Source organism: Archangium minus (assembly GCF_044360475.1).
Lineage (GTDB): Bacteria > Myxococcota > Myxococcia > Myxococcales > Myxococcaceae > Archangium > Archangium minus.
Window position 1 is genome coordinate 9,286,402 of sequence record NZ_CP043494.1, and the last position, 18,758, is coordinate 9,305,159.

16 protein-coding genes are annotated in these 18,758 nt (G+C 70.2%); 6 read left to right on the top strand and 10 right to left on the bottom strand.

What is annotated here, in order from left to right; genetic code table 11:
- Positions 1-24 precede the first annotated feature (24 nt).
- The gene (locus tag F0U60_RS37795; RefSeq protein WP_395806914.1) at positions 25-933 is read left to right on the top strand and encodes a hypothetical protein; all 909 of its coding nucleotides are present in this window, start codon (positions 25-27) and stop codon (positions 931-933) included.
- Positions 934-938: 5 nt separating this feature from the next.
- Here the strand turns inward: F0U60_RS37795 and F0U60_RS37800 are convergent, their stop codons facing one another.
- From F0U60_RS37800 to xth, 5 genes are all read right to left on the bottom strand, one after another.
- Positions 939-2,324, bottom strand: a complete 1,386-nt coding sequence (locus F0U60_RS37800; protein WP_395806915.1) for a FecR domain-containing protein — start codon at positions 2,322-2,324, stop codon at positions 939-941.
- Positions 2,311-2,958: an RNA polymerase sigma factor gene (locus F0U60_RS37805; RefSeq protein WP_395806916.1), complete on the bottom strand. Its 648-nt coding sequence runs from the start codon at positions 2,956-2,958 to the stop codon at positions 2,311-2,313. Before F0U60_RS37805 ends, F0U60_RS37800 begins: the two co-directional genes overlap by 14 nt.
- Before the next feature lie 133 nt (positions 2,959-3,091).
- Positions 3,092-4,114, bottom strand: a complete 1,023-nt coding sequence (locus tag F0U60_RS37810; RefSeq protein WP_395806917.1) for an MBL fold metallo-hydrolase — start codon at positions 4,112-4,114, stop codon at positions 3,092-3,094.
- A 21-nt stretch (positions 4,115-4,135) separates the two neighbouring features.
- A complete protein-coding gene (locus F0U60_RS37815) occupies positions 4,136-5,065 on the bottom strand; it encodes an acyl-CoA dehydrogenase family protein (RefSeq protein WP_395806918.1) in 930 nt (309 codons plus the stop codon).
- 30 nt (positions 5,066-5,095) lie between these two features.
- A complete protein-coding gene (gene xth, locus F0U60_RS37820) occupies positions 5,096-5,866 on the bottom strand; it encodes an exodeoxyribonuclease III (protein WP_395806919.1) in 771 nt (256 codons plus the stop codon).
- A 266-nt stretch (positions 5,867-6,132) separates the two neighbouring features.
- Between xth and F0U60_RS37825 the strand changes: the two genes are divergently transcribed.
- From F0U60_RS37825 to F0U60_RS37845, 5 genes are all read left to right on the top strand, one after another.
- Positions 6,133-7,125, top strand: coding sequence for a tetratricopeptide repeat protein (locus F0U60_RS37825; protein ID WP_395806920.1), 993 nt, complete (start codon positions 6,133-6,135; stop codon positions 7,123-7,125).
- 104 nt (positions 7,126-7,229) lie between these two features.
- The gene (locus tag F0U60_RS37830; RefSeq protein WP_395806921.1) at positions 7,230-9,851 is read left to right on the top strand and encodes a penicillin-binding protein 1A; all 2,622 of its coding nucleotides are present in this window, start codon (positions 7,230-7,232) and stop codon (positions 9,849-9,851) included.
- The gene (locus F0U60_RS37835) at positions 9,848-11,236 is read left to right on the top strand and encodes an FG-GAP repeat domain-containing protein (RefSeq protein ID WP_395806922.1); all 1,389 of its coding nucleotides are present in this window, start codon (positions 9,848-9,850) and stop codon (positions 11,234-11,236) included. Before F0U60_RS37830 ends, F0U60_RS37835 begins: the two co-directional genes overlap by 4 nt.
- Positions 11,233-12,606, top strand: a complete 1,374-nt coding sequence (locus tag F0U60_RS37840; protein ID WP_395806923.1) for a peptide ABC transporter substrate-binding protein — start codon at positions 11,233-11,235, stop codon at positions 12,604-12,606. Before F0U60_RS37835 ends, F0U60_RS37840 begins: the two co-directional genes overlap by 4 nt.
- Positions 12,603-14,252: a sensor histidine kinase gene (locus F0U60_RS37845; protein WP_395806924.1), complete on the top strand. Its 1,650-nt coding sequence runs from the start codon at positions 12,603-12,605 to the stop codon at positions 14,250-14,252. Before F0U60_RS37840 ends, F0U60_RS37845 begins: the two co-directional genes overlap by 4 nt.
- 36 nt (positions 14,253-14,288) lie before the next feature.
- On the opposite strand, the gene F0U60_RS37850 is transcribed toward F0U60_RS37845, so the two are convergent.
- The 5 genes from F0U60_RS37850 to F0U60_RS37870 all read right to left on the bottom strand — a co-directional run bounded on the left by F0U60_RS37850 (position 14,289) and on the right by F0U60_RS37870 (position 18,460).
- Positions 14,289-15,563: a DEAD/DEAH box helicase gene (locus F0U60_RS37850; RefSeq protein ID WP_395825628.1), complete on the bottom strand. Its 1,275-nt coding sequence runs from the start codon at positions 15,561-15,563 to the stop codon at positions 14,289-14,291.
- A 55-nt stretch (positions 15,564-15,618) separates the two neighbouring features.
- Positions 15,619-16,293: a hypothetical protein gene (locus F0U60_RS37855; RefSeq protein WP_395806925.1), complete on the bottom strand. Its 675-nt coding sequence runs from the start codon at positions 16,291-16,293 to the stop codon at positions 15,619-15,621.
- Between the two features lie 47 nt (positions 16,294-16,340).
- Positions 16,341-17,282: a TolB family protein gene (locus tag F0U60_RS37860; protein ID WP_395806926.1), complete on the bottom strand. Its 942-nt coding sequence runs from the start codon at positions 17,280-17,282 to the stop codon at positions 16,341-16,343.
- Positions 17,283-17,379: 97 nt separating this feature from the next.
- The gene (locus tag F0U60_RS37865) at positions 17,380-17,925 is read right to left on the bottom strand and encodes a hypothetical protein (protein WP_395806927.1); all 546 of its coding nucleotides are present in this window, start codon (positions 17,923-17,925) and stop codon (positions 17,380-17,382) included.
- Positions 17,912-18,460 carry an RNA polymerase sigma factor gene (locus F0U60_RS37870; protein ID WP_395806928.1) on the bottom strand — a complete coding sequence of 183 codons (549 nt, stop codon included), beginning with the start codon at positions 18,458-18,460 and terminating at the stop codon, positions 17,912-17,914. The genes F0U60_RS37865 and F0U60_RS37870 overlap by 14 nt, the downstream gene beginning before the upstream one ends.
- Positions 18,461-18,758: the final 298 nt, after the last annotated feature.

The window sequence follows — 18,758 nt, forward strand, 5'->3', positions numbered from 1 at the left end:
GTCTCTCACCAGGAGGTCGTTGCCATGAAGAAAGTCCTTGCCGCTGCGCTCATCGCGACCGTTTCTGCATGTGGTGGTGAAGAAGGAGGCGAGTGGAGTGGAGTCGAAGACAGACAGACCGAAACACTTTCAAGCGAGAGCGCCAGCCTGGCGCAGCCCTCTCCCACTTTCATTCCGAAGCCCACCGGCCCCTGTCCCGAGTTCACGGAGGGGACGCTGACCTTCCAGCCGTCGGGAATCAAGGCGCGCAAAGTTCGCATCTGGATGTCGGATGCGGCCAAGACGCTGGACGGCCCGCTCGTCTTCTACTGGCACGGCACGGGCAGCTCTCCGACGGAGGCCACCACGGGCATCGGCACGACGCAGATCAACGCCATCAAGGCGCTGGGCGGTATCGTCGCGGCGCCGGAGCGGGATCCCGCCGCGGGGACCTTCCCCTGGTTCTATGTCTCGTCCAACTCACGCGACGATGACTTCCGCGTGGCGGACGAAGTCCTGGCCTGTGCCATCCAGAAGGTCGGCGTCAACGTGAGCCGGATCCACAGCATGGGCTTTAGCGCGGGTGGTCTGAACACGACGCACATGAGCTATCGCCGCGCCGGCTACATCGCGAGCGTGGCGACCTACTCGGGCGGAAGGTCGTCCACCATCCCCACGCAGGACACGACGAACAAGTTCGCCGCCATGATCTTCCATGGAGGGCCGTCCGACCAGGTCGTCATCAACTTCCAGACGGTGAGTCAGAACTACTACAACGATCTGAAGTCGAAGTCCCAGTTCGCCATGATTTGCAACCACGGCAAGGGGCATTCGATCCCCACGGACGCTCGCGCGGCGATCTGGCAGTTCTTCCAGGCACATCCCTTCGGGACCGTTCCGTCGCCCTACGCGGGGGGACTCCCGAGCACGATGCCGAGCTATTGCCAGCGATGAGCCGCTCACGGCGGCAGTGAGCCACGGGCTTCCTTGGACCAGCGGCCGTGGGGGAATTGCTTCAGGTAGAGGCGGTATTCGGCCGCTGCCTGGGCTGGGAAGAGTCGGGATTCGTAGCAACGGGCGCGCAGGTAGCGCGCCTCCTCACGCAACGAGCGCTCCTGACTCTGCTCGGCGATTTCCTCGAGCCCTACGAGGAAGCTCTCACACGTGCGGGTGTCCACCTGCAGGCGGGCCTGCGCGAGGAAGCGCTCCTCTACCTCGCGCGGCGCTGGGAAGCGCTGCCACTCCTCGGGCGCAAGCGTGCTCTCTCCCTCTCCAGAGGGAGGCGTCCGCGGGGGTTCCGCGGCATCCTTTGTGCTGGTGGGCGTTGACGAGGTCTCGGGCTCCCTGAGGTCGACAGGGAGCGCCGGGGCAAGCGTGGGCGCAGGCTGCTTCCGGGGCGGGAGCGCAGAGCGCTCGGGCACCGGTGAGCTGGGTGGCGCCGGAGACTCGGCGGTGGCGGGGAGCTGCACCTGGACGCCGAGCGCCTCGAAGGCTTGCTGATCCTGGACGGACAGAGGCAGCTGCCTCCACGTGTGCTCGCTGGAGTGGAGCTCTACGCGCTGGCCCGCGGAGGCGAAACCCGTCGGCAAGCCCTCTGCCTCCACTCGCACCCTGCCCTCCCACACGGAGACGGCGGGACCCTCGGGCGTGCGCTCCACGGAGAAGACCGTGCCCACCACGAAGACGCGCAGGCCGTCTGCCTCCACGACGAAGGCGCGCCGCTCGGCGTGCGAGGCCTGTACCGCGACGCGCCCCTGCCGCACCCGCAGATGCACGTCCTCCGCCGAGACGCGGGAGAGCACCACCTCCGAATCGGCCGACACCTGTAGGCCGCTCGCGTCGGGCAGCCGCAGCCGGGCAATGCCTCGAGCGGGCGTCTTCACCGTGCTGCCAGCCCGCAGGCCCGAACCCGCCTGGAGCATGCGTTCCGTGCCGTCCGCCTCGCGCACCCACGCGCTCGCCGAGCCCTCCAGCCGCGCCATGGGGACGGGCACGGGAGGTTCGGCCTCCACCCGGGGCATCGTGCCAGGACGCAGCATCAGCAGCGCCAGCACCGCCGCGCAGGCGCCCATCACCACCGTCATCCACAGTCCGCGTGGCCGGTGCTCGCGCTGGCTGAAGCGCTGGGCGGCCATCGTCAGGACGCGGTCATCCACCTTCGCCCACTGCACCGTGGGCGGCTCTTCTCGTGCCACCCGCAGCAGGTGCCGCGTCTCCCCTATCTCCGCGAGCCGTTGCGCGCACTCGCCGCAGCCGGCAACGTGTGCCTCCACCCGGGTGCGAGTCTCCGCGTCCAGCTCTCCCGCGGCCAGCGACCAGAGTGCCTCCACTTCATGGCGAGCCATGGGGGCCTCCGGCGCGGGTGTTGAGCAGTCGCTGCATGGCCTCGTTGAACTCCAGCCGCGCGTGGTGGAGGCGGCTGCGCACGGTGTTGGGTGAGCTTCCCACGGCCTGGGCGATCTCCTCCGGGCTCATGCCGCACAGCTCGTAATACACGAAGACGATCCGCTTCTTGGGTTTGAGCCGCTCCAGCGCCTGCTCCACCAGCTTCGCCGCCTGGCGCCGGGCCGCCGCACGCTCCGGGTCCTCCCCGGGATGGATGGACTCGGGCGGTTGCGCGAACGGGTCCTCAGGCCTGCGCCGCCTCCACCTCAGGTGCGAGAGCGCCACGTTGGCACAGACCCGGTAGAAGAAGGTCCGGAAGCGAGACTCGCCCCGAAAGCCTTTCAGCGCGGTCAGCAGCCGCAGGTAGGTCTCCTGAAGCAGGTCCTCCACCTCGGTGCGGTTGCCCACCAGGTGACGCAGGATGCGAGCCGCGTCGCTTCGGGTGAGCTGGTAGAGGCGCTCAAACGCCGAGAGGTCCCCCTCCCGCACACGCTGCACGAGCAGCAGGAGTTGGGCCTCGTCCGCCGGAGCCATGGCGGTGGAGGGCCCGTCACGCAGCGCGGGGCCCAATGACATCTGCACTGTCCCCTCCATGCCGCCTGCTCTCCTTGTCGGTGCAACAGGATCAACAACCCTGGCACCCAGCTAAAACACGGAGGCGTGACTGGAGGATGACTGGGAGGCCCTGAGCGGTCGTCAAGCCATCCGCTCAGGGCCGCGCCCGAGCTCAGCGGTCCGAGCGGATGGGGCCGTACTCCACCGGCACCCAGGCGTATCCCTTCGCCTCGGCGCGCACATGGCCGATTCCCGGGAAGGGCAGGTGCGCCCCGGCTACCCAGAGCTTGTTCTTCGCCGCATCCGCGAACACCTTCTTCCGGGAGGCGATGGCCTTCTTGCTGTCGATGTCGAACTCGATGGCAATCTCCGGCCGGGCGAACTGCACCGCATGGTTGTGAACGACGTCACCCCACACCAGGAGGCTCTGCTCCTTCGAGGTGAACAGGTAGCCGCTGTGGCCAGGCGTATGGCCCGGGGACGGAGAAACGACGACACCGGGGATCAGCGCCTCGCCCTCGGCGAAGGTCTTGAACTTGCCCGCGGCCACGTAGGGCGCGACCGCCTCGCGGGCCAGTTTGAACATGGGCTGAGCGGCTTCCGGTGCCTTGGCGGCGATCTGCTCGTCGAGCCAAAAATCCGCGTCGGCCTTCGCGACGCGCACCTCAGCGTTCGGGAAGGCCGCCTTGCCATCGGCGGTCAACAGGCCGCGCGAGTGGTCCGCATGCAGGTGCGTCAACAGGACCGTGTCGATCTGCGCGGGCTCATACCCGGCGGCGCGGATGTTGCCCAGCATGGCGCCAACGGTCGGGCCAAACGCCGTGGCCGACCCCGTGTCGACGAGGACCAGATGCTCTCCCGTGTGCACCAGGAAGCCGTTGACCGCGGTCTGCACGCCCGGCGTGTTATCGAGGAACATCCGCGCGAGCAGGTTCTGGATGTCCTTGGCGCTCGCGCCCTTGAGGATCTTCGGGTCGAGGTCGATGTAACCGTCGTACAGCGCGGTGACCTCGAAGTCTCCCAGCTTCATGCGGAAGAAGCCCGGCACCTGCGTCTTCTGCTGCGCGGGCGGGGCCGCGTTTGCCACTGCCGGCATCATCGCCGTGCACATGGCGGCGCCCGTGAACGACAAGGTGAACAGCGCGCGCCGAATTGCCTGGAACGAACGAGAACTGCTCTGCGTGTTGTTGAACATGAGACGCTTATACCGCTGCGCTCACTCGGGGGTGATCAACTTCTGGCGAGCGGTCTCCCGTCGCTTCGCTCGCACCTTGCCCGCTACGTTGAGCAGCAATCGATCCCGCTCCCAGCGCTCACGCGTCTGTGTATCCACTCGCTCCCAGAGTGTTCCCAGCCCGTCTACCCTCGCGCGGAACAGCTCAATCGCCCCTGACAAGGCCAGGTGCACAGCGGGTGAAGCCGGGTCCGACTGTGCGAGTCCTCGCATCGTCACTGCCAGTGCGAGCAATTCCTCTCGTACTTCGTCCGGCCAGCCCGAGCGCCGGGCCACCTGGATGAGCCAACCGAGCACCGCCGCGAACACGTGGCAGTCCTCCACCGTGCGGAACGGTTTGACGTAGCGCTCGTAGCCATCGCCCGGAAGCACCTCCTCGGGCGCCACCTCCACCTCGTTCAGCCGCAGCTCGGCGTGAGGGACCTCGGGAACGAATGGGGTCGGTGGCAGCTCGGTGAGCGTCACCCCTGCACGGCGTGAGTCGAGCCGCACCAGCCGCAGCCGGTTGCGTCCCTGCGCGTCCCGCCCCTCGGTCGCCACCACCAGCAGCTCGTCCGCCGCGGTGCCCAGCGTAATGAAGGCCTTGGTGCCCCCGAGGCGCTGCGGGCCATCACCCGCGCCGGTGAGCCGGGTGTTCATCGCCGCGGGGTGTCCTCCCTGCGCCTCGGTGACGCACAACGCGTACCGGCGCTCACGAGGCAGCGCGGGAAACAAGGAGCGCAGGGCCGAGTGGTAGCCCGAGGCAAAGGCGTAACCCAGCCGATCCGCTGCGAAGCCTCCCGCGAACGCCACGTCCACCGGGAGGGAGAAGCGCGAAGCCAGCCGCAGGTGCTGCCTCCACCAGTCCTCGATGGTGCCAAGGGACGTTGGGGCGGAGGGCTCGGTGAGGAGGAATCGCAGGAGCTCTTCCATGGCTTGGGAACCTCCCTCGGGGACAGCGTCTCAGTCCTTGAACTCGGCCCACACCGGCGCGTGATCCGAGGGCTGCTTGCCCTTGCGCGCCTCGCGGTCCACGTCCGCTGCCACCAGCCGCTCCGCCAGCGGCGCCGTCGCGAAGATGTGATCGATGCGCAGGCCCTGGTTCTTCGGAAACGCCAGCATCCGGTAGTCCCACCAGCTGAAGCGCTGCTCGTTCGGGTGCAGCTTGCGGAAGGTGTCCGTCAGCCCGAACGCGCACAGCTCCTTCAGCGCCGCCCGCTCCTTCGGAGTGCAGAGCGTCTGCCCCTCCCACAGCGCCACGTCCCACACGTCGATGTCCTCGGGCGCCACGTTCCAGTCCCCACACAGCACCAGCGGCTCACCTGGCTTGTGCCGCGTGTCCAGGTAGCGCCTCAGCCGCCCGTACCACTGCAGCTTGTACTTGTACTGGTCCGAGTCCACCGCCTGCCCGTTCGGCGCGTACACGCTCAGCACCCGCACCCCGTTCACCGTCGCGGCGATGACTCGCGCGTGCGTGTCGTCCACCCCGTCCGACAGGCCTCGCACCACGTCCGTCGGCTCCGTCTTCGCCAGGATGGCCACCCCGTTGTACGTCTTCTGCCCGTGCACCGCGGCGTGGTAGCCCGCCGCTCGCACGGCCTCCATCGGAAACTCGGTGTCCTGGCACTTCAGCTCCTGCAGGCACACCACGTCCGGTTGAGCGCTCTTCAGCCAGTCCACCAGCCTGTCCAGGCGGGCTCGGACCGAGTTCACGTTCCAGGCAGCGATCTTCATCCCGCCCAACGTCGCACGTCACCTCCTCCCCCGCCACGGTTTTTCCCCTCCTCCTCGGGAGTACTCCCTTGTGGGTCTTGGTCCGCGCTCTGGCACAGCGGCCCTTGGACTCGCTAGGTGGCTCGGGTGTGGCCCTCAGGCCGCACAGGGCCCGCCCGGGGAGCGGGGAGGCGTCCTCGTAGACCCTCACCCCCCGCCCTCTCCCAGAGGGAGAGGGGGCCTGGCACGCGCATCGCAGTGGGCTCCTCCCGACAAGGAGCCACACCATGAGGAACACCATCCTGTCCGCTTGCTTCGCCGCCCTCTCCCTCGCTGCCTGCGATGCCGGTCAGCTCCGGCGGCCCCGGGCGCTCCTCCCCTCTTCCGTGAATCGGCTCGAGAACCGGGTGCTCCCCTCCTCCGAGCCCACTCCCGTCGCGACCGCGGCGCTCATCACCGACATGGGGGATGGGCTCCCCGAGACCTCCGAGGATCTCGCCCCCGCCGAGCCCGCGGACACGCTCTCCCTCCCTCACGAGGAGCACCTCTTCCCCGTGGACCACCTCGCTCGCGCTCGCTCCCTGCGCGATGAGGGTGATCTCTCCGGTGCCCTCACCGAGGCCCGCCGCGCCGTCCATGACGCCGCCGAGGATGTCGATGCCGCTGAGAAGGCCCTCGACACCCTCATCCCCCTGGCCCTCCGCTCCGGTCACAAGCAGCTCGCCGCCGACGCGTATGGGGAGCTCGCCGTCCTCTTCCCCGACGGTCCCGAGCCCTTCGTCCAGCAGGCCCGCCTCCTCCTGGAGCTCGGCGACGTCGAGGGCGCCTTCCGCGCCGCCGAGGCCGCGCTCGAGCTCGACCCCGAGTACCCCGAGCTCTACCAGGTGCTCGGCCGCGCCCACCTCTCCGCCGGCCAGCTCGATGAGGCCATCATCCGGTTCAAACAGGCCGTGCACCTTGACCCCTACCACGGGTATGCCCTCAACAACCTCGGGCTTGCCTACCTGCAGTCCGGCCAGGAGGCCCTCGCCGCCGAGGCCCTCGCCCAGGCTGCTTACTTGCTTCCCCATGTGGGCTTCGTCCACAACAACCTGGGGCTCGCCTATGAGCGGCTCGGCCGTTACGAGGAGGCTCGTATGGCCTTTGACACTGCCATGCGCCTCTCACCCGGGGACAGCAAGGCCCGCCTCAACCTCGGCCGGTTGAATCGTGAGGCCCGTGCCTCCGTCGATGTACAGGCACTCTTGGGAGACAGGCGCTCCCCGGGGTGCCCGGAATAGCCGGCGCTCGTCAGCCGTCTCGCGAGCCACTCGGCCACCAGCCCCATTCCGGTTCCCCGCCCGGCGGTTTAACGTCCGCCCACCTTTTACTGTCACCGCGCCCCATGAACCCGGCCCGCGAGATGAGCTCCCAGCCCCAATCCCCGACTCCCGCCACTCCTCCGGCGTCCCCGGCTCCTCCGGCGCCCCCGCCCCCGGCCCGTCCCGGCCTGGGTGCCCGCTTGTGGCACTGGACGAAGCGGCTCCTCGTTCTCGCCGCCGTGGGCGTGGTGTTGCTCGTGCTCATCGGCGCGGGCACCTACTTCTACTTCAGCCGCGACCTGCCCTCGCCTGAAGCCCTGCGCAACTACACCCTGCCCCAGGTCACCAAGGTGCGGTGCGCCGACGGCTCCGTGTGCGCCGAGTTCTTCATGCCCCAAGGGCGTCGCACCGTGGTGGACATCCAGCAGTTGCCTCCTCACGTGCGCAACGCCTTCCTCGGCGCCGAGGACGCGGACTTCTACAAGCACGAGGGCCTCGACTTCTTCGGCATCACCCGCGCCGCCGTAAAGAACCTCATCCCCGGCAGCCGCAAGTCCGGTGCCTCCACCCTCACGCAGCAGGTGGTGAAGAACATGCTGCTGTCTCCTGAACGCAGCCTCCCGCGCAAGATTCGCGAGTGGATCCTCACCCCGCGCGTGGAGCAGACGCTCACCAAGGATCAGATCCTCAGCCTCTACATCAACCAGGTGTATTACGGGCAGGGTCGCAGCGGCATCGAGGAGGCAGCGCTCTACTACTTCGGCAAGCACGCCAAGGACCTGAGCCTCGGCGAGGCCGCGGTGCTCGCGGGCACGGTGCAGTCGCCCAACCGCATCAACCCGGAGAAGAACATCGTCAAGGCCAAGGAGCGCCAGCGCTATGTGTTGAAGCAGATGGCGCAGCACGGCTTCGCCCCCAAAGCTCAGGTGGAGAAGGAGATGGAGAAGCCCATCGTGCTCGCGCCTCGGCCTCCCGCCGAGGTGGGTCCCTACTACGCCGAGGAGATGCGCCGCACGCTCGTCGCCCGCTATGGGGAGCAGGCCGTGCTCACCGGAGGCCTGCGCGTGGACATCGCCATGGACCCCAAGCTCCAGGCCATCGCCGACGAGGCGGTGCGCAAGGGACTGGAGGCCGTGGACCGTCGTCAGGGCTACCGCGGTGCGCTGGGCACGCTGGAGGCCGCTCGCTTCGAGCGCCTCAAGCCCCTCATCGCCCGGCAGATCGAAGAGGCCGGCCGGCGCCAGAAGGAAGGTGCCTACGTGGCCGACCTCGCCTCGCTCGCGCAGACGGGCGCGCCGCAGCCCAACCCCGTCGAGGAGCCGGTGGTGACCACCGACGCCGAGCAGGAGGAGGACGAGAAGCTCTCCGCCGACGAGAAGCTCGCGCGCGACGTGCAGCTCGCGCCCCTCAAGGAGGGCCTGCGCGTGTCCGGCTACGTCACCCAGGTGGATGACTCCGGCAAGAAGGCCCGCGTGGACCTGGTGGGCCGCACCGCGGAGATTCCCTTCTCCTCCGTCACCTGGGCGCGCATGAAGGGCAAGAGCGCTCCCTCGAAGATGTCGGACGTGATGAAGCCCGGCGACATCGTGCTCGTGCGGATCACTCGTGTCACGCCCGCCCCCGCGCTGCTCGAGGCCACGCTGGACCAGGTGCCGCTCGCGCAAGGCGGCCTCGTCGTCATCAACCCGCAGAACCGCTACGTCGTGGCCATGGTGGGCGGCTATGACTTCAAGCTCTCGCCCTTCAACCGAGCCACCCAGGCCCGGCGCCAGCCCGGCTCGTCCTTCAAGCCCTTCCTCTATGGCGCCGCGCTCGGTAGCGGGCGCTACACCACCATCAGCACGGTGAATGACGCCCCCGAGGCCATCCGCGATCCGTACACCGCCAAGACGTGGAAGCCGCAGAACTACGACCGCACCTTCGAGGGCCCCATGACGCTGCGCGAGGCCCTCACCAAGTCCAAGAACACCGTGTCCGTGCGCCTCATCGAGGCCATCACCCCCGCCACCGCCATCGACTTCGCCCGCCGCGCCGGCATCCGCTCGCCTCTGCCGGAGAACCTCACCCTGGCGCTGGGCACCGGTGAGGTGTCCATCCTCGAGGCCGCCAACGCCTACGCCACGCTGCAGGCCAACGGCCGCTACGCCGAGCCGCTGACGCTGCTGAAGGTGGTGGACGCGCAGGGCAAGGTGCTCGAGGAGCACCAGCCGGCCTTCGAGGAGACGCTGCCCCCGGCGGTGGCCTACCTCACCACCTCGTTGATGCGCAGCGTGGTGGAGGAGGGCACGGCCCGGGCCGTGACGGAGCTCAACCGCCCCGCCGCCGGCAAGACGGGCACCGCCAGCGAGAACCGCGACGCCTGGTTCTCCGGCTTCACCGCGGACTGGGTCGCCAGCGCGTGGGTGGGCTTCGACGACCACTCGCCCCTGGGTAGCTCCGAGACGGGTGGCCGTGCGCCCCTCCCCATCTGGCTGGAGTTCATGCGCGCCGCCCACCAGGGCCTGCCTGCGCGCGAGTTCGAGGTGCCCCCCGGCGTGGTGCAGGTGCGCATCGACCCCGCCACAGGACTGCTCGCGGGCAACTCCGTGCCCGGCCGGCTTGAGTCCTTCCTCGACGGCACCCAGCCCACCGCCGAGGCGCCCCCTCCCGGCCACGTCACCCCGAGCGACTTCTTTCTCCAGGAAGGTAGCCGGGGGGGTCTGTGAGCCGAGCCCTCGCCGCCGCACTCCTCCTGGCCGCGCTCCCCTCTCCGGCTGCGAAGCCCACGCAGCGGTCTCCTATCCCGGCCGCTCCGTCCGCCTCGGAGACCGCGGCGACTCCGGCCCTTGAGCGGCTCGCGCAGGCCGTGACCTCGGATGTCCGCGAGGTGAAGCCCGAACCTCCCGTGGCCCTGTACCTCTCCGGGGCGGCTCCCGAGTTGCGGCGCGCCTTCGGGACGTTGCTTGCCTCGCGCCTCGCCTCCGCCGGGCTCGCCCCCGTGGTGCTGGAGGCACCCTCCGCCGACGCCGCCGAGTCGCTCGCCCGTGAGCAGGGCACCCGCGCCCTGCTGCGGCTCACCCTTGGCGTGGAGGCCGGCGAGCTGCGCGCGCATGGCGACCTGTTCGGCACCTGGGTGAACTTCTGGTCCGGCCGCACTGCCACCCGCGCGCCCTCGCCCGCCGCTGCCATCGCCCAAGCCGTGGAGGCGGATGCCGCGGTGCTCGCGCTTGCCGCCGTGGAGCCTCCGCGCCCGCCCGCCACGCCTTCCGAGGAGCCGCGTCCCCTGAGCCTGCTGGGCGCCGTGCTGGCGCGACTGCCCGTCCCGCTCGCAGCGCTCGCCGCGGGGGACCTCGATGGGGACGGAAAGGATGAAGTGGTCGCGCTCACCGAGCGGGCCGTCCACGTCTTCGCCGCGGATGGGCAGCTCGTCGCCGAGCGCTCGCTGGAGGCGCTGCCCCCAAGCCCCGCCCCCACCCGCGAGCCCTTCGGCGCGCTGGCCCTCCTCTCCGGGCCGCCGCGCATCGCCGCCTTCTCCACCCGCTTCGCCCACGGCGAGGTGCTCTCCTTGGAGGGCGGCGCGCTGCGAGCCGTGTCCCGACTCGAGTCAGCGCCCCTGGCCTCGGACGCGCGCGGCGCCTTCATGCCGGGCCAGACGGCCTTCACTCCCGAGGTGCGGCTCGGCAACGGCGAGCAGCGCCTGGCCGGTGTGCAGTCCCGCTTCACCACCTTCAGCTCCGCCAACTCGCGCCTCCTCCTCGTCCACCCGGATGGCTCGGCCTCCTTCTTCGCTCGGCCCTCGGTGGCTCCCTTGCAGCTCTCCGGCCTCGGCGCCGGCAGCGCGCTCGGGGACCTGGATGGGGATGGGACACCGGAGCTGCTCACCACCTCGCCTGAACTCCAACCGTCGCCGGACGTGCTGCGCGTCTTCAAGACGAACGGCAGCGACCCCACCCTCCACGAGCCCCTCTGGCAGGGACCCCTTCCCGCCGGCCGAGCCCTCCAGGTGGTGACGGCCAACCTGGACGGGGACAAGCGCCGTGAGGTGGTAGTGGGCCTCTCTCAACCGGATGGCACCGGCGTGCTCTTCCTCCTGCGCCAGGGTGCGCCATGACGCTCCGCCATGCCCTCGCCAGCCTCCTCCTGCTCGGCGCCATGCCGTCGCTCGCCGCCGGCCGCGTCCCCTACGGAGGTGAGCTGCGCGTCGCCCACACCGGCCCCGCCGAGCCCGGAGAGCCGGCCCTCGCCGACTCCCCCACCGAAGCCACCGTGCTCGGGCTCCTCTCGCGACCTCCCTGCCACCTGACCCCGAACGGACACCTCTCGCCCGCGCTCGCCCGGGAGCTGTCGCGCCCCGCTGCGCAGGTGGTACGCCTCGGATTGCCCTCCGCCGCGCAGGCCGCCGCGCTCGTCCGCGCCTGGGCCCGGCTCACCGGCTCCGAGGCCCCCTCGCCCTATCGCGCCCTCCTCTTCCCTCTGCGCGGTGAGGGCCGGCAACTCTCCGCCACCGGCGACACGCTGGAGCTCGCGCTCGCCTTCCCGTGGCCGGACCTGGAGCGCGCGCTGTGCCACCCCGCCCTCGCCCCTCCACGCTCCGTCCCCGCCGCGCTCGGCCCGTTCTCCGCCACTGGCGCTAACACCGTGGAAGCACGGCTCGCCTGGAGCCAGGGCCGGCCGTATGTGGACAGACTGCGCCTGACGCCCACCGATGAGCGCGGCCTCTCGCGCTTGTGGTCGACGCAGGAGGCCCAGGTGGCGCTCGGCGTCCTCGCGGACTCTGGCACCGCCTCGGGCACGGCGCTGTACGCCACCTACCTGGCCTGGTCGCCGAGGCGCGTGCCTCCGGACTTCCGGCAAGCGGTGGAGAGCGCGCTCGACCGCGACGATCTCACGCGCCTCTTCGTGCGAGGGCCGGCCGTGCCCATGCCGCACCTGTTGCCGCCCGCGCTCCTCCCCCAGGCCGCGGGCCCACGCCCCTCGCCACCGCCCGCCCAGGCTGGGCGCAAGGTGACGCTCCTCTACGACGCGGGCAGCGAGGACCAGCGCGCAGTGGCCGAGCGCCTCCAGGTGAGGCTGCACGATCGAGGCTATGCCGTGGCCCTGGAGCGCCTTCCGCGAGCCGAGCTGCGCGCCCGCTGGGCGAGGGGCGATTACGAGCTGATGCTCCACTCGCTGCTGCTGCCGCCTGTGCCCGGCCCAGCCTTGGCCGTGGTGCTGGACGCCGCGGGCCGGAAGGATCTGCTCGGGGTGGAGCTGCCGCGCATCGGTGCCCTGCCGGACGCGGCGGCGCGTGACGCGCGGGTACGTGAGCGAGCCCTGGCACTCGCCTCGTCCGTACCGCTGCTGCCGCTCTACGCGCAGGGGCTGGCACTGCGCGCGGCACCGGAGGTGGGAGGGCTCGTGTTCGACGCCCAGGGGCTGCCCGTGTTGGACGGTGCCTGGCTGCAGCCCACCGTACCGGGGGTCCCGGGAGCGCGGAGATGAGACTGAGGACACGCCTGGCGCTCGCCTTCGCCCTGCTGGCGCTGGTGCCGCTGGCGGTGATGGTGCCCTTCACGCTGACGCAGCTGCGCGCCACGCTGTCGCGAGGGCTGGACGCGCGCATGGACGGGGCCACCGCCTCCGCGCAAGAGGCCCTCGAGCGCGCCGCCGCCAACGCACGCCGAGCCGTGGAGGAGTTGGTGGAGAGCTCCGCCATGGAGGATCTGGCACGCGAGGCCCGCGAGTCCCCCGCCCGCGCCATCCGCGCCGACACCGCCCAGCCGCTGATGAAGAGCCGGGGTCTCACGGTGCTGTCCCTGTTCGATCGCAAAGGCACCACGCTCTCCTCGGGGCACCTGCCCGCGCGCCGGGGAGATCCGGACCCGGTGCTCTTCGCGGTGACGCGGGAGAAGTCATCCAAGCCCGTACCGGTGAAGGTGTCGGTCCGAGGAGACCAGGGCCTGCGCGAGGTGCCCGCACTCGTCACCGCGAGGCCGGTGGACTACGGGGACTCGCGGCTGTGGGTGGTGGGAGGGGTGCTGCTGGACCAGGGGCTGGCGGCGCACCTGTCGCGGCTTACGGGGGCGGAGGTGTCCCTGCTGTCTGGGGACACGGTGGTGGCGAGGGCGGGAAGCGTCAAACCCCCTACGGTGCCGCGCGTGTTGCCGCTGGGCGAAGCCGCCACGGTGCGGCTCGTCTTCAGCCGCGCGGCCGAGCGGGAAGCGACGGTGGGCGTGTTCCGCTCCTTCCTGCTGCTGGCCGGGTTGGGGCTGAGCTTCGCCGTGCTGCTGGGGCTGCTGATGGCCCGGCGGATTACGCAGCCGGTGGAGGCACTCACCTCGGGCGCGAGGCGCGTGGGCGAGGGTGCGCTGGACGTGCAGGTGCAGGTGAAGGCCACAGGCGAGGTGGGCGAGCTGGTGAAGACGTTCAACCACATGACGACAGAGCTGCGCTCCACCACCGAGCGGTTGGTGGCCAGCGAGCGAGTCGCCGCGTGGCAGGAGGTGGCGAGGCGGTTGGCACATGAAATCAAGAACCCGCTGACGCCCATCCGCATGTCACTGGAGACGCTGATGGCGGTGCAGGACGCGCAGGACGCGCGCTTCCCCGCGCTCTTCCGGGACAGCGCGGGCGTCATCCTGGAAGAGGTGGATCGGCTGCGGCGGATCGTCGACGAGTTCAGCCGCTTCGCGCGCCTGCCCAAGCCGCAACTGGAGCCGGTGGACCTGGGGGAGCTTGCGCAGAGCGTGCTGTCGCTCTACGCCACACCTCCCCCGGGAATCCGCATCCACTCCGAGGTGCAATCGGGAGTGGTGGCGAAAGCGGACCGGGACCAGCTCACTCAGGTGCTGGTGAACCTGGTGAAGAACGCCGAGGAGGCGATGGCGAAGGGAGGCGGGGACCTGCGCGTGCGCGTGCGAGGCGACGAGCGGGAGGCGGTGGTGGAGGTACAGGACAGCGGCCCGGGGATTCCACCCGAGCATCGGGCGCGCATCTTCGAGCCCTACTTCACGACGAAGGACGGCGGCACGGGGCTGGGACTGGCGATTGCCGCGCGCATCCTTCAGGAGCACGGCGGCAAGCTGGACGTGAGCGGCGAGCCCGGCCAGGGCGCCTGCTTCACCCTGTCCCTCCCTCGCGAGCAATAACAGCTCCTCTAACGAACCTCCCATCAGGACGGAGCATCACTCCTTCGTCTTGCCCAAGCGCGGGCCCTTCCCGTGCGTCCGCGCATGCCGCCCCGGAGCCTGCCCGGGAGCCTTCTTCGAGACGCCGTGGTCCTTCTGCGGCGGGCCTGGGTCGCGCTGGGCCGCCTGGTGGCGCTCCCACTCCGCCTGGAAGACAGGGTCCTCGCGCGGCACCGTCACGCGGGGAATCCCGCCCCGCATGAGCTTCTCGATCTGCTCGACCATCTGCCGATCCTTCGCCGTCGCGAACGTCGAGGCCACGCCACTCGCAGAGGCCCGCGCCGTGCGGCCAATGCGGTGCACGTAGTCCTCCGGCACGTGTGGCAGGTCGTAGTTGATGACGTGCCCCACGTCCTCCACGTCCAGCCCTCGCGCCGCGATGTCCGTGGCCACCAGGCACCGGTACTTGCCCTCGCGGAAGGCCTTCATCGTCTGGTTGCGCTCGTTCTGCGTCCGGTCCGCGTGCAGCACCCCACTGCGGTACCCCGCTCGCTCCAGCGCCCGGTGCACCTTATCCGCCCGCTCCTTCGTCCGAGTGAAGACAAGTGCCGTCGCCTCGTCACGCGCCAGCAGCGTGAGCAGCAGCGCCGACTTCTCCTCGGGCTTCACCACGTACAGCCGTTGCTCGGCGCGCTCGGCCGGAGTCCCACTGCGCGTCACCTCCACACGCACCGGCCGGTGCAGCTCCTCGCGGGCGAAGCGGCTCACGTCCGGGCCCAGCGTCGCGGAGAACAGCAGCGTCTGCCGACGGCGGGGCAGCGTCGCGAGGATGGCCTCGAGCTGCGGCTGAAAGCCCATGTCCAGCATCCGGTCCGCCTCGTCGAGCACCAGCGCTTCCAGCTGTGGAAACGACGCAACCCTCGACTCCAGCAGATCCACCAGCCGGCCCGGGGTGGCCAGCACCAGGGTGGGCCGCCGCTTCAGCGCCTCGGCCTGTGCCGCCATGTCCTCGCCGCCGATGACCACCGCGTGCGAGACACCGCGCGGCCCGCCGAAGAACTCCACCGGCCCGGCGATCTGCTGCACCAGCTCGCGGGTGGGCGCCAACACCAACCCCAGCGTCCCCTTCCGGCCGGCGAACCGCTCCACCAGGGGCAGCACGTACGCCGCCGTCTTCCCCGTCCCCGTGGCTGCACAGCCGATGACGTCCTTGCCCGCGAGCGCCGGGGGAATGGCCCGCGCCTGGATGGGCGTGGGTCGCTCGAACCGAGCGCGGCGCAGCGCCTCAAGGGACTCCGGGGACAGACCGAGCTGCTCGAAGGTGTCGCTCACGGCACGGGGGTACCACGCCATGACGGAGAGAACCACTCGGCGCGAGCGCGAGCTTTCAGAATCGGCCGGCCAACACCAGCGCCTGGCGCTCCGAAGACATGATGACAGCGGGTTGCACCTCGAGCCCCTTCACCTTCTTCCGGAGGCCAGAGGAGACCTCGTACCCGAGGAAGGCGCCCACCACCGGCAGGGGGATGGCCACCCCCTTGAGGAGGCTGGAGCGTGGTTGACTCGCAGGCTCCGAGAGCGCCCACAACCCCACCGCCGCGAGCCCCCCCACGGCGTAGCCCCCGAGTGTCGCGAGCAGGCTCCCGTTTCCCATCATCAGCTCGCCGCCCCACCAGACGCCCAGGGGGAAGCCGACGGCCATGCCCGCCAGCGCGAAGGGCAATACCGTCAGGCCGTCCTCGGGCTCGAGGAGGTGGAGTCCGCTCCCCAGCATGAACGTCCCCACACCCACGAGGGCTCCCACCAAACCTGTCCCCACGCCCGCCACGCCCTCGACGAGCAGCCGTTGCCACAGGGGATGCTCGAGGGGCGGCACCTGCACGACATCCGGCACGAGCCTCGGTGCGCCCACAATCGGCTCCTGCACGAGCCTCAGCTCCCAGGGGTTCCGCGCCGCCGCCCGGGTGGGAACATCCCAGTGCCTACCCTCTCCGGCCCGAGCCACTGTGGGGAGCAGGAACAGGAGCACCAACAGCCACCGCACGGCCACGCATGTCGACACGGCGAGCCTCCGCTCGGTGTGGTTCATCCATGGCCTTAGCACACGTGCTACTTCCCGGGTGCCGGCAGCCCCACGGCAGTGAGCGGCACTTCGTAGAAGTCACCATTGCCATTGCCGGGCGAGTTCAGCCGGGTGGTGAACTCCTTCGTGGTCAGCGGGCGCGCGGGGGGCGTGGTGAGGAAGGGCCGCCGCTGGGCATAGAGCAGCGTCCCCCTCGCAGACACCACCGTGGGAGTGAGCGCCCCATCGGTGCGGTTGACAGCGGGACCGAGGTTACGCGGCGTTCCCCACTGCCCTCCCGTCCGTTCGCTGACGTACAGGTCGAACCCGTCCAGTGACAGTCCGCCCGGCCGCTGCGAGGAGAAGACGAGGTAGCGCTCGTCCGCGTCCACGAAGTGGTTGCCATCCCCATGGCCCGAGTTGATGACCTCCGGCAGCGGCTCGCCCGGTGCCCACCCGTCGCCCCGAGGCGCATGCCGGTAGATGCGCCGCTTGCCCTCCTTCGGGCTGCGCGTCACGTAGACAGCCCCCTCGCGCGTCACCGAGGTATTCGTTTCGGCCTCAGGTGTGTTGAGCCCCTCGGCCAGCCGCGGTGTCCCCCAGCCCTTCTCGGTGCGCTCCACGAACCAGATGTCGAAGTCCGCGTGCACCTCCTCGCTCGCGGACTGAGGCCGCACGGAGGCGAAGAAGAGCCGTTTACCATCCGGCGAGAAGGTGGGATCGATGTCTCGGTAGCGGCCCGAGAAGGGCAACACCTCGGGCTCCGTCCAACGGCCATCCCTCCACTGCGAGACCATCAACAACTGAAACTTGAAGCGCGTGGGGTCCGCTCGGTTGAACACCACCGTGCGCCCATCCGGCGAGAAGCTGGCGCCGAACTCCTCCTGGCCCGTGGACACCACGCCCGGGGCGAAGAGTACGGGCTCGGGGGCGGCCGAGGGAGCCGCGTGGAGCAGCATTGCGAGGGGAAGGGATAGGAACGCAGACATGAGGAGGCCTTTCTGCCCGGGAACAGGCCCGGGCTGGTGGGAACGACGAGAGGTGAGGTGAAGGCGAGTGCCCTTCGCGCCGAGGCGGGACGGCGCCTCAGGCGCGGCGCAGGATGAGCACGGGAGTCGAGACGAGGGCCAGACCGGCCACCAGCCCAAGCACTCCACTCAGGCCGTAGAGGATGCAGCTCAGGGCACCGCAGAGCGAGGCCACCGCACCCGAGGTCAGGATGAAGCGCTCACGCCCCTCTTGAATCCGGAGGGAAGCCAACGAGAGGAAGGCCCCTGCGGCGAGCCCTCCAACCACGCACGTCATCAAGCAGAAGGCTCGGCACCCACTGCTGTAACAAACATGCCCGGCCCCTCGGACCAGGAACGGGAGCAGCAACGGGATGAGCCCCGCGAGCAGCCCCGGAGCCACCGCCCGGCCCCACTGGCGCCCCCACCAGCCCAGGCCGAGGCACCCCAGCACCAACAAGCCCCCTACGAGCAACACGGAGGGTTTCAGGCGGTGCTCGAGCAGCAGCACCAGGAAGGTCAGCCCCACCGCGGGCATTGCCCCGGGCACCGCGGCTCGCAGCCGGCCCCACTCATAGGCCCAACGCGCACGCCGTTGGAGGCTCACCCCGTCACTCGACACCATGCCGCATCCTCCATGCCTCGCGGAGCCGCCCGAGCGCCCGCTCGAGCCGCTTCCGGAACGTGGCGCCAGGAATCGCGGGCCGTTCCCGCTCTCCCATGGCCGCCGCCAGGGTCTCCACATCCTCCGGCCGCAATCCGCCCATCACCTCCGCTAGCGCGCGCCGCAGGTCCTCCGCGAGCAGCCGCGCCTCGGGGCCCGGCGCCCCATCATCCACCTCCACGCCCTCCAGCTCGGGGGCCTCGCGCCGGCGCATCCGCGCCTTGAGCACGGTGCGGCACTCGTACGCGGCGATGCCCAACACCCAGGGCAGCACCTCGCGCGTCGCGTCGTACTCCGAGGCCCGGGAGAACACCTTCAGCAGCGCCGTCTGGGCCGCGTCCTCGGCATCCTCTCGGCACGGCAACAGCCGCGCGCAGAAGCGCTCAAGGAGCGGCTGGAGGCAGACGAAGGCCGGCGTGAAGGCCTCACGATCTCCCTCGGCGAGCCGCGCCATCCACCGCCGGAGTTGCTCCCGCTCGCCGTTCTCCACCCGCATCGTGTCCTCGGGGGACGGGCTCCGTGCCCGCCACGTCCCTTATAGGCCGCTGCCCCAAAAGCGTGACACCCCCCCGAGGCCAACCGCCCACTCGCTCGGTGGGTGTCAGTTTCGACGGCCCGGTGCGTCCATGCTCCTGAACTCATTTTCCTTTCGACGGCCATGACCTCCCTCGCGCCCACGTCATCAGTCTCAGTCTCAGCGACGACCCGCTCGTCGCGAGGCTCGCGTGTGCGGCGCGAGGAGGCGCTCTGACCGGCTGAGTCCGTCAGGGACTTCCCCGTCCGACCCCTCGGGC

Coding starts and splice junctions, on each gene's coding strand:
- F0U60_RS37795 (WP_395806914.1), top strand. CDS start 25: ATGAAGAAAGTCCTTGCCGCTGCGCTCATCGCGACCGTTTCTGCATGT.
- F0U60_RS37800 (WP_395806915.1), bottom strand. CDS start 2,324: ATGGCTCGCCATGAAGTGGAGGCACTCTGGTCGCTGGCCGCGGGAGAG.
- F0U60_RS37805 (WP_395806916.1), bottom strand. CDS start 2,958: ATGGAGGGGACAGTGCAGATGTCATTGGGCCCCGCGCTGCGTGACGGG.
- F0U60_RS37810 (WP_395806917.1), bottom strand. CDS start 4,114: ATGTTCAACAACACGCAGAGCAGTTCTCGTTCGTTCCAGGCAATTCGG.
- F0U60_RS37815 (WP_395806918.1), bottom strand. CDS start 5,065: ATGGAAGAGCTCCTGCGATTCCTCCTCACCGAGCCCTCCGCCCCAACG.
- xth (WP_395806919.1), bottom strand. CDS start 5,866: ATGAAGATCGCTGCCTGGAACGTGAACTCGGTCCGAGCCCGCCTGGAC.
- F0U60_RS37825 (WP_395806920.1), top strand. CDS start 6,133: ATGAGGAACACCATCCTGTCCGCTTGCTTCGCCGCCCTCTCCCTCGCT.
- F0U60_RS37830 (WP_395806921.1), top strand. CDS start 7,230: ATGAACCCGGCCCGCGAGATGAGCTCCCAGCCCCAATCCCCGACTCCC.
- F0U60_RS37840 (WP_395806923.1), top strand. CDS start 11,233: ATGACGCTCCGCCATGCCCTCGCCAGCCTCCTCCTGCTCGGCGCCATG.
- F0U60_RS37845 (WP_395806924.1), top strand. CDS start 12,603: ATGAGACTGAGGACACGCCTGGCGCTCGCCTTCGCCCTGCTGGCGCTG.
- F0U60_RS37860 (WP_395806926.1), bottom strand. CDS start 17,282: ATGTCTGCGTTCCTATCCCTTCCCCTCGCAATGCTGCTCCACGCGGCT.
- F0U60_RS37865 (WP_395806927.1), bottom strand. CDS start 17,925: ATGGTGTCGAGTGACGGGGTGAGCCTCCAACGGCGTGCGCGTTGGGCC.
- F0U60_RS37870 (WP_395806928.1), bottom strand. CDS start 18,460: ATGCGGGTGGAGAACGGCGAGCGGGAGCAACTCCGGCGGTGGATGGCG.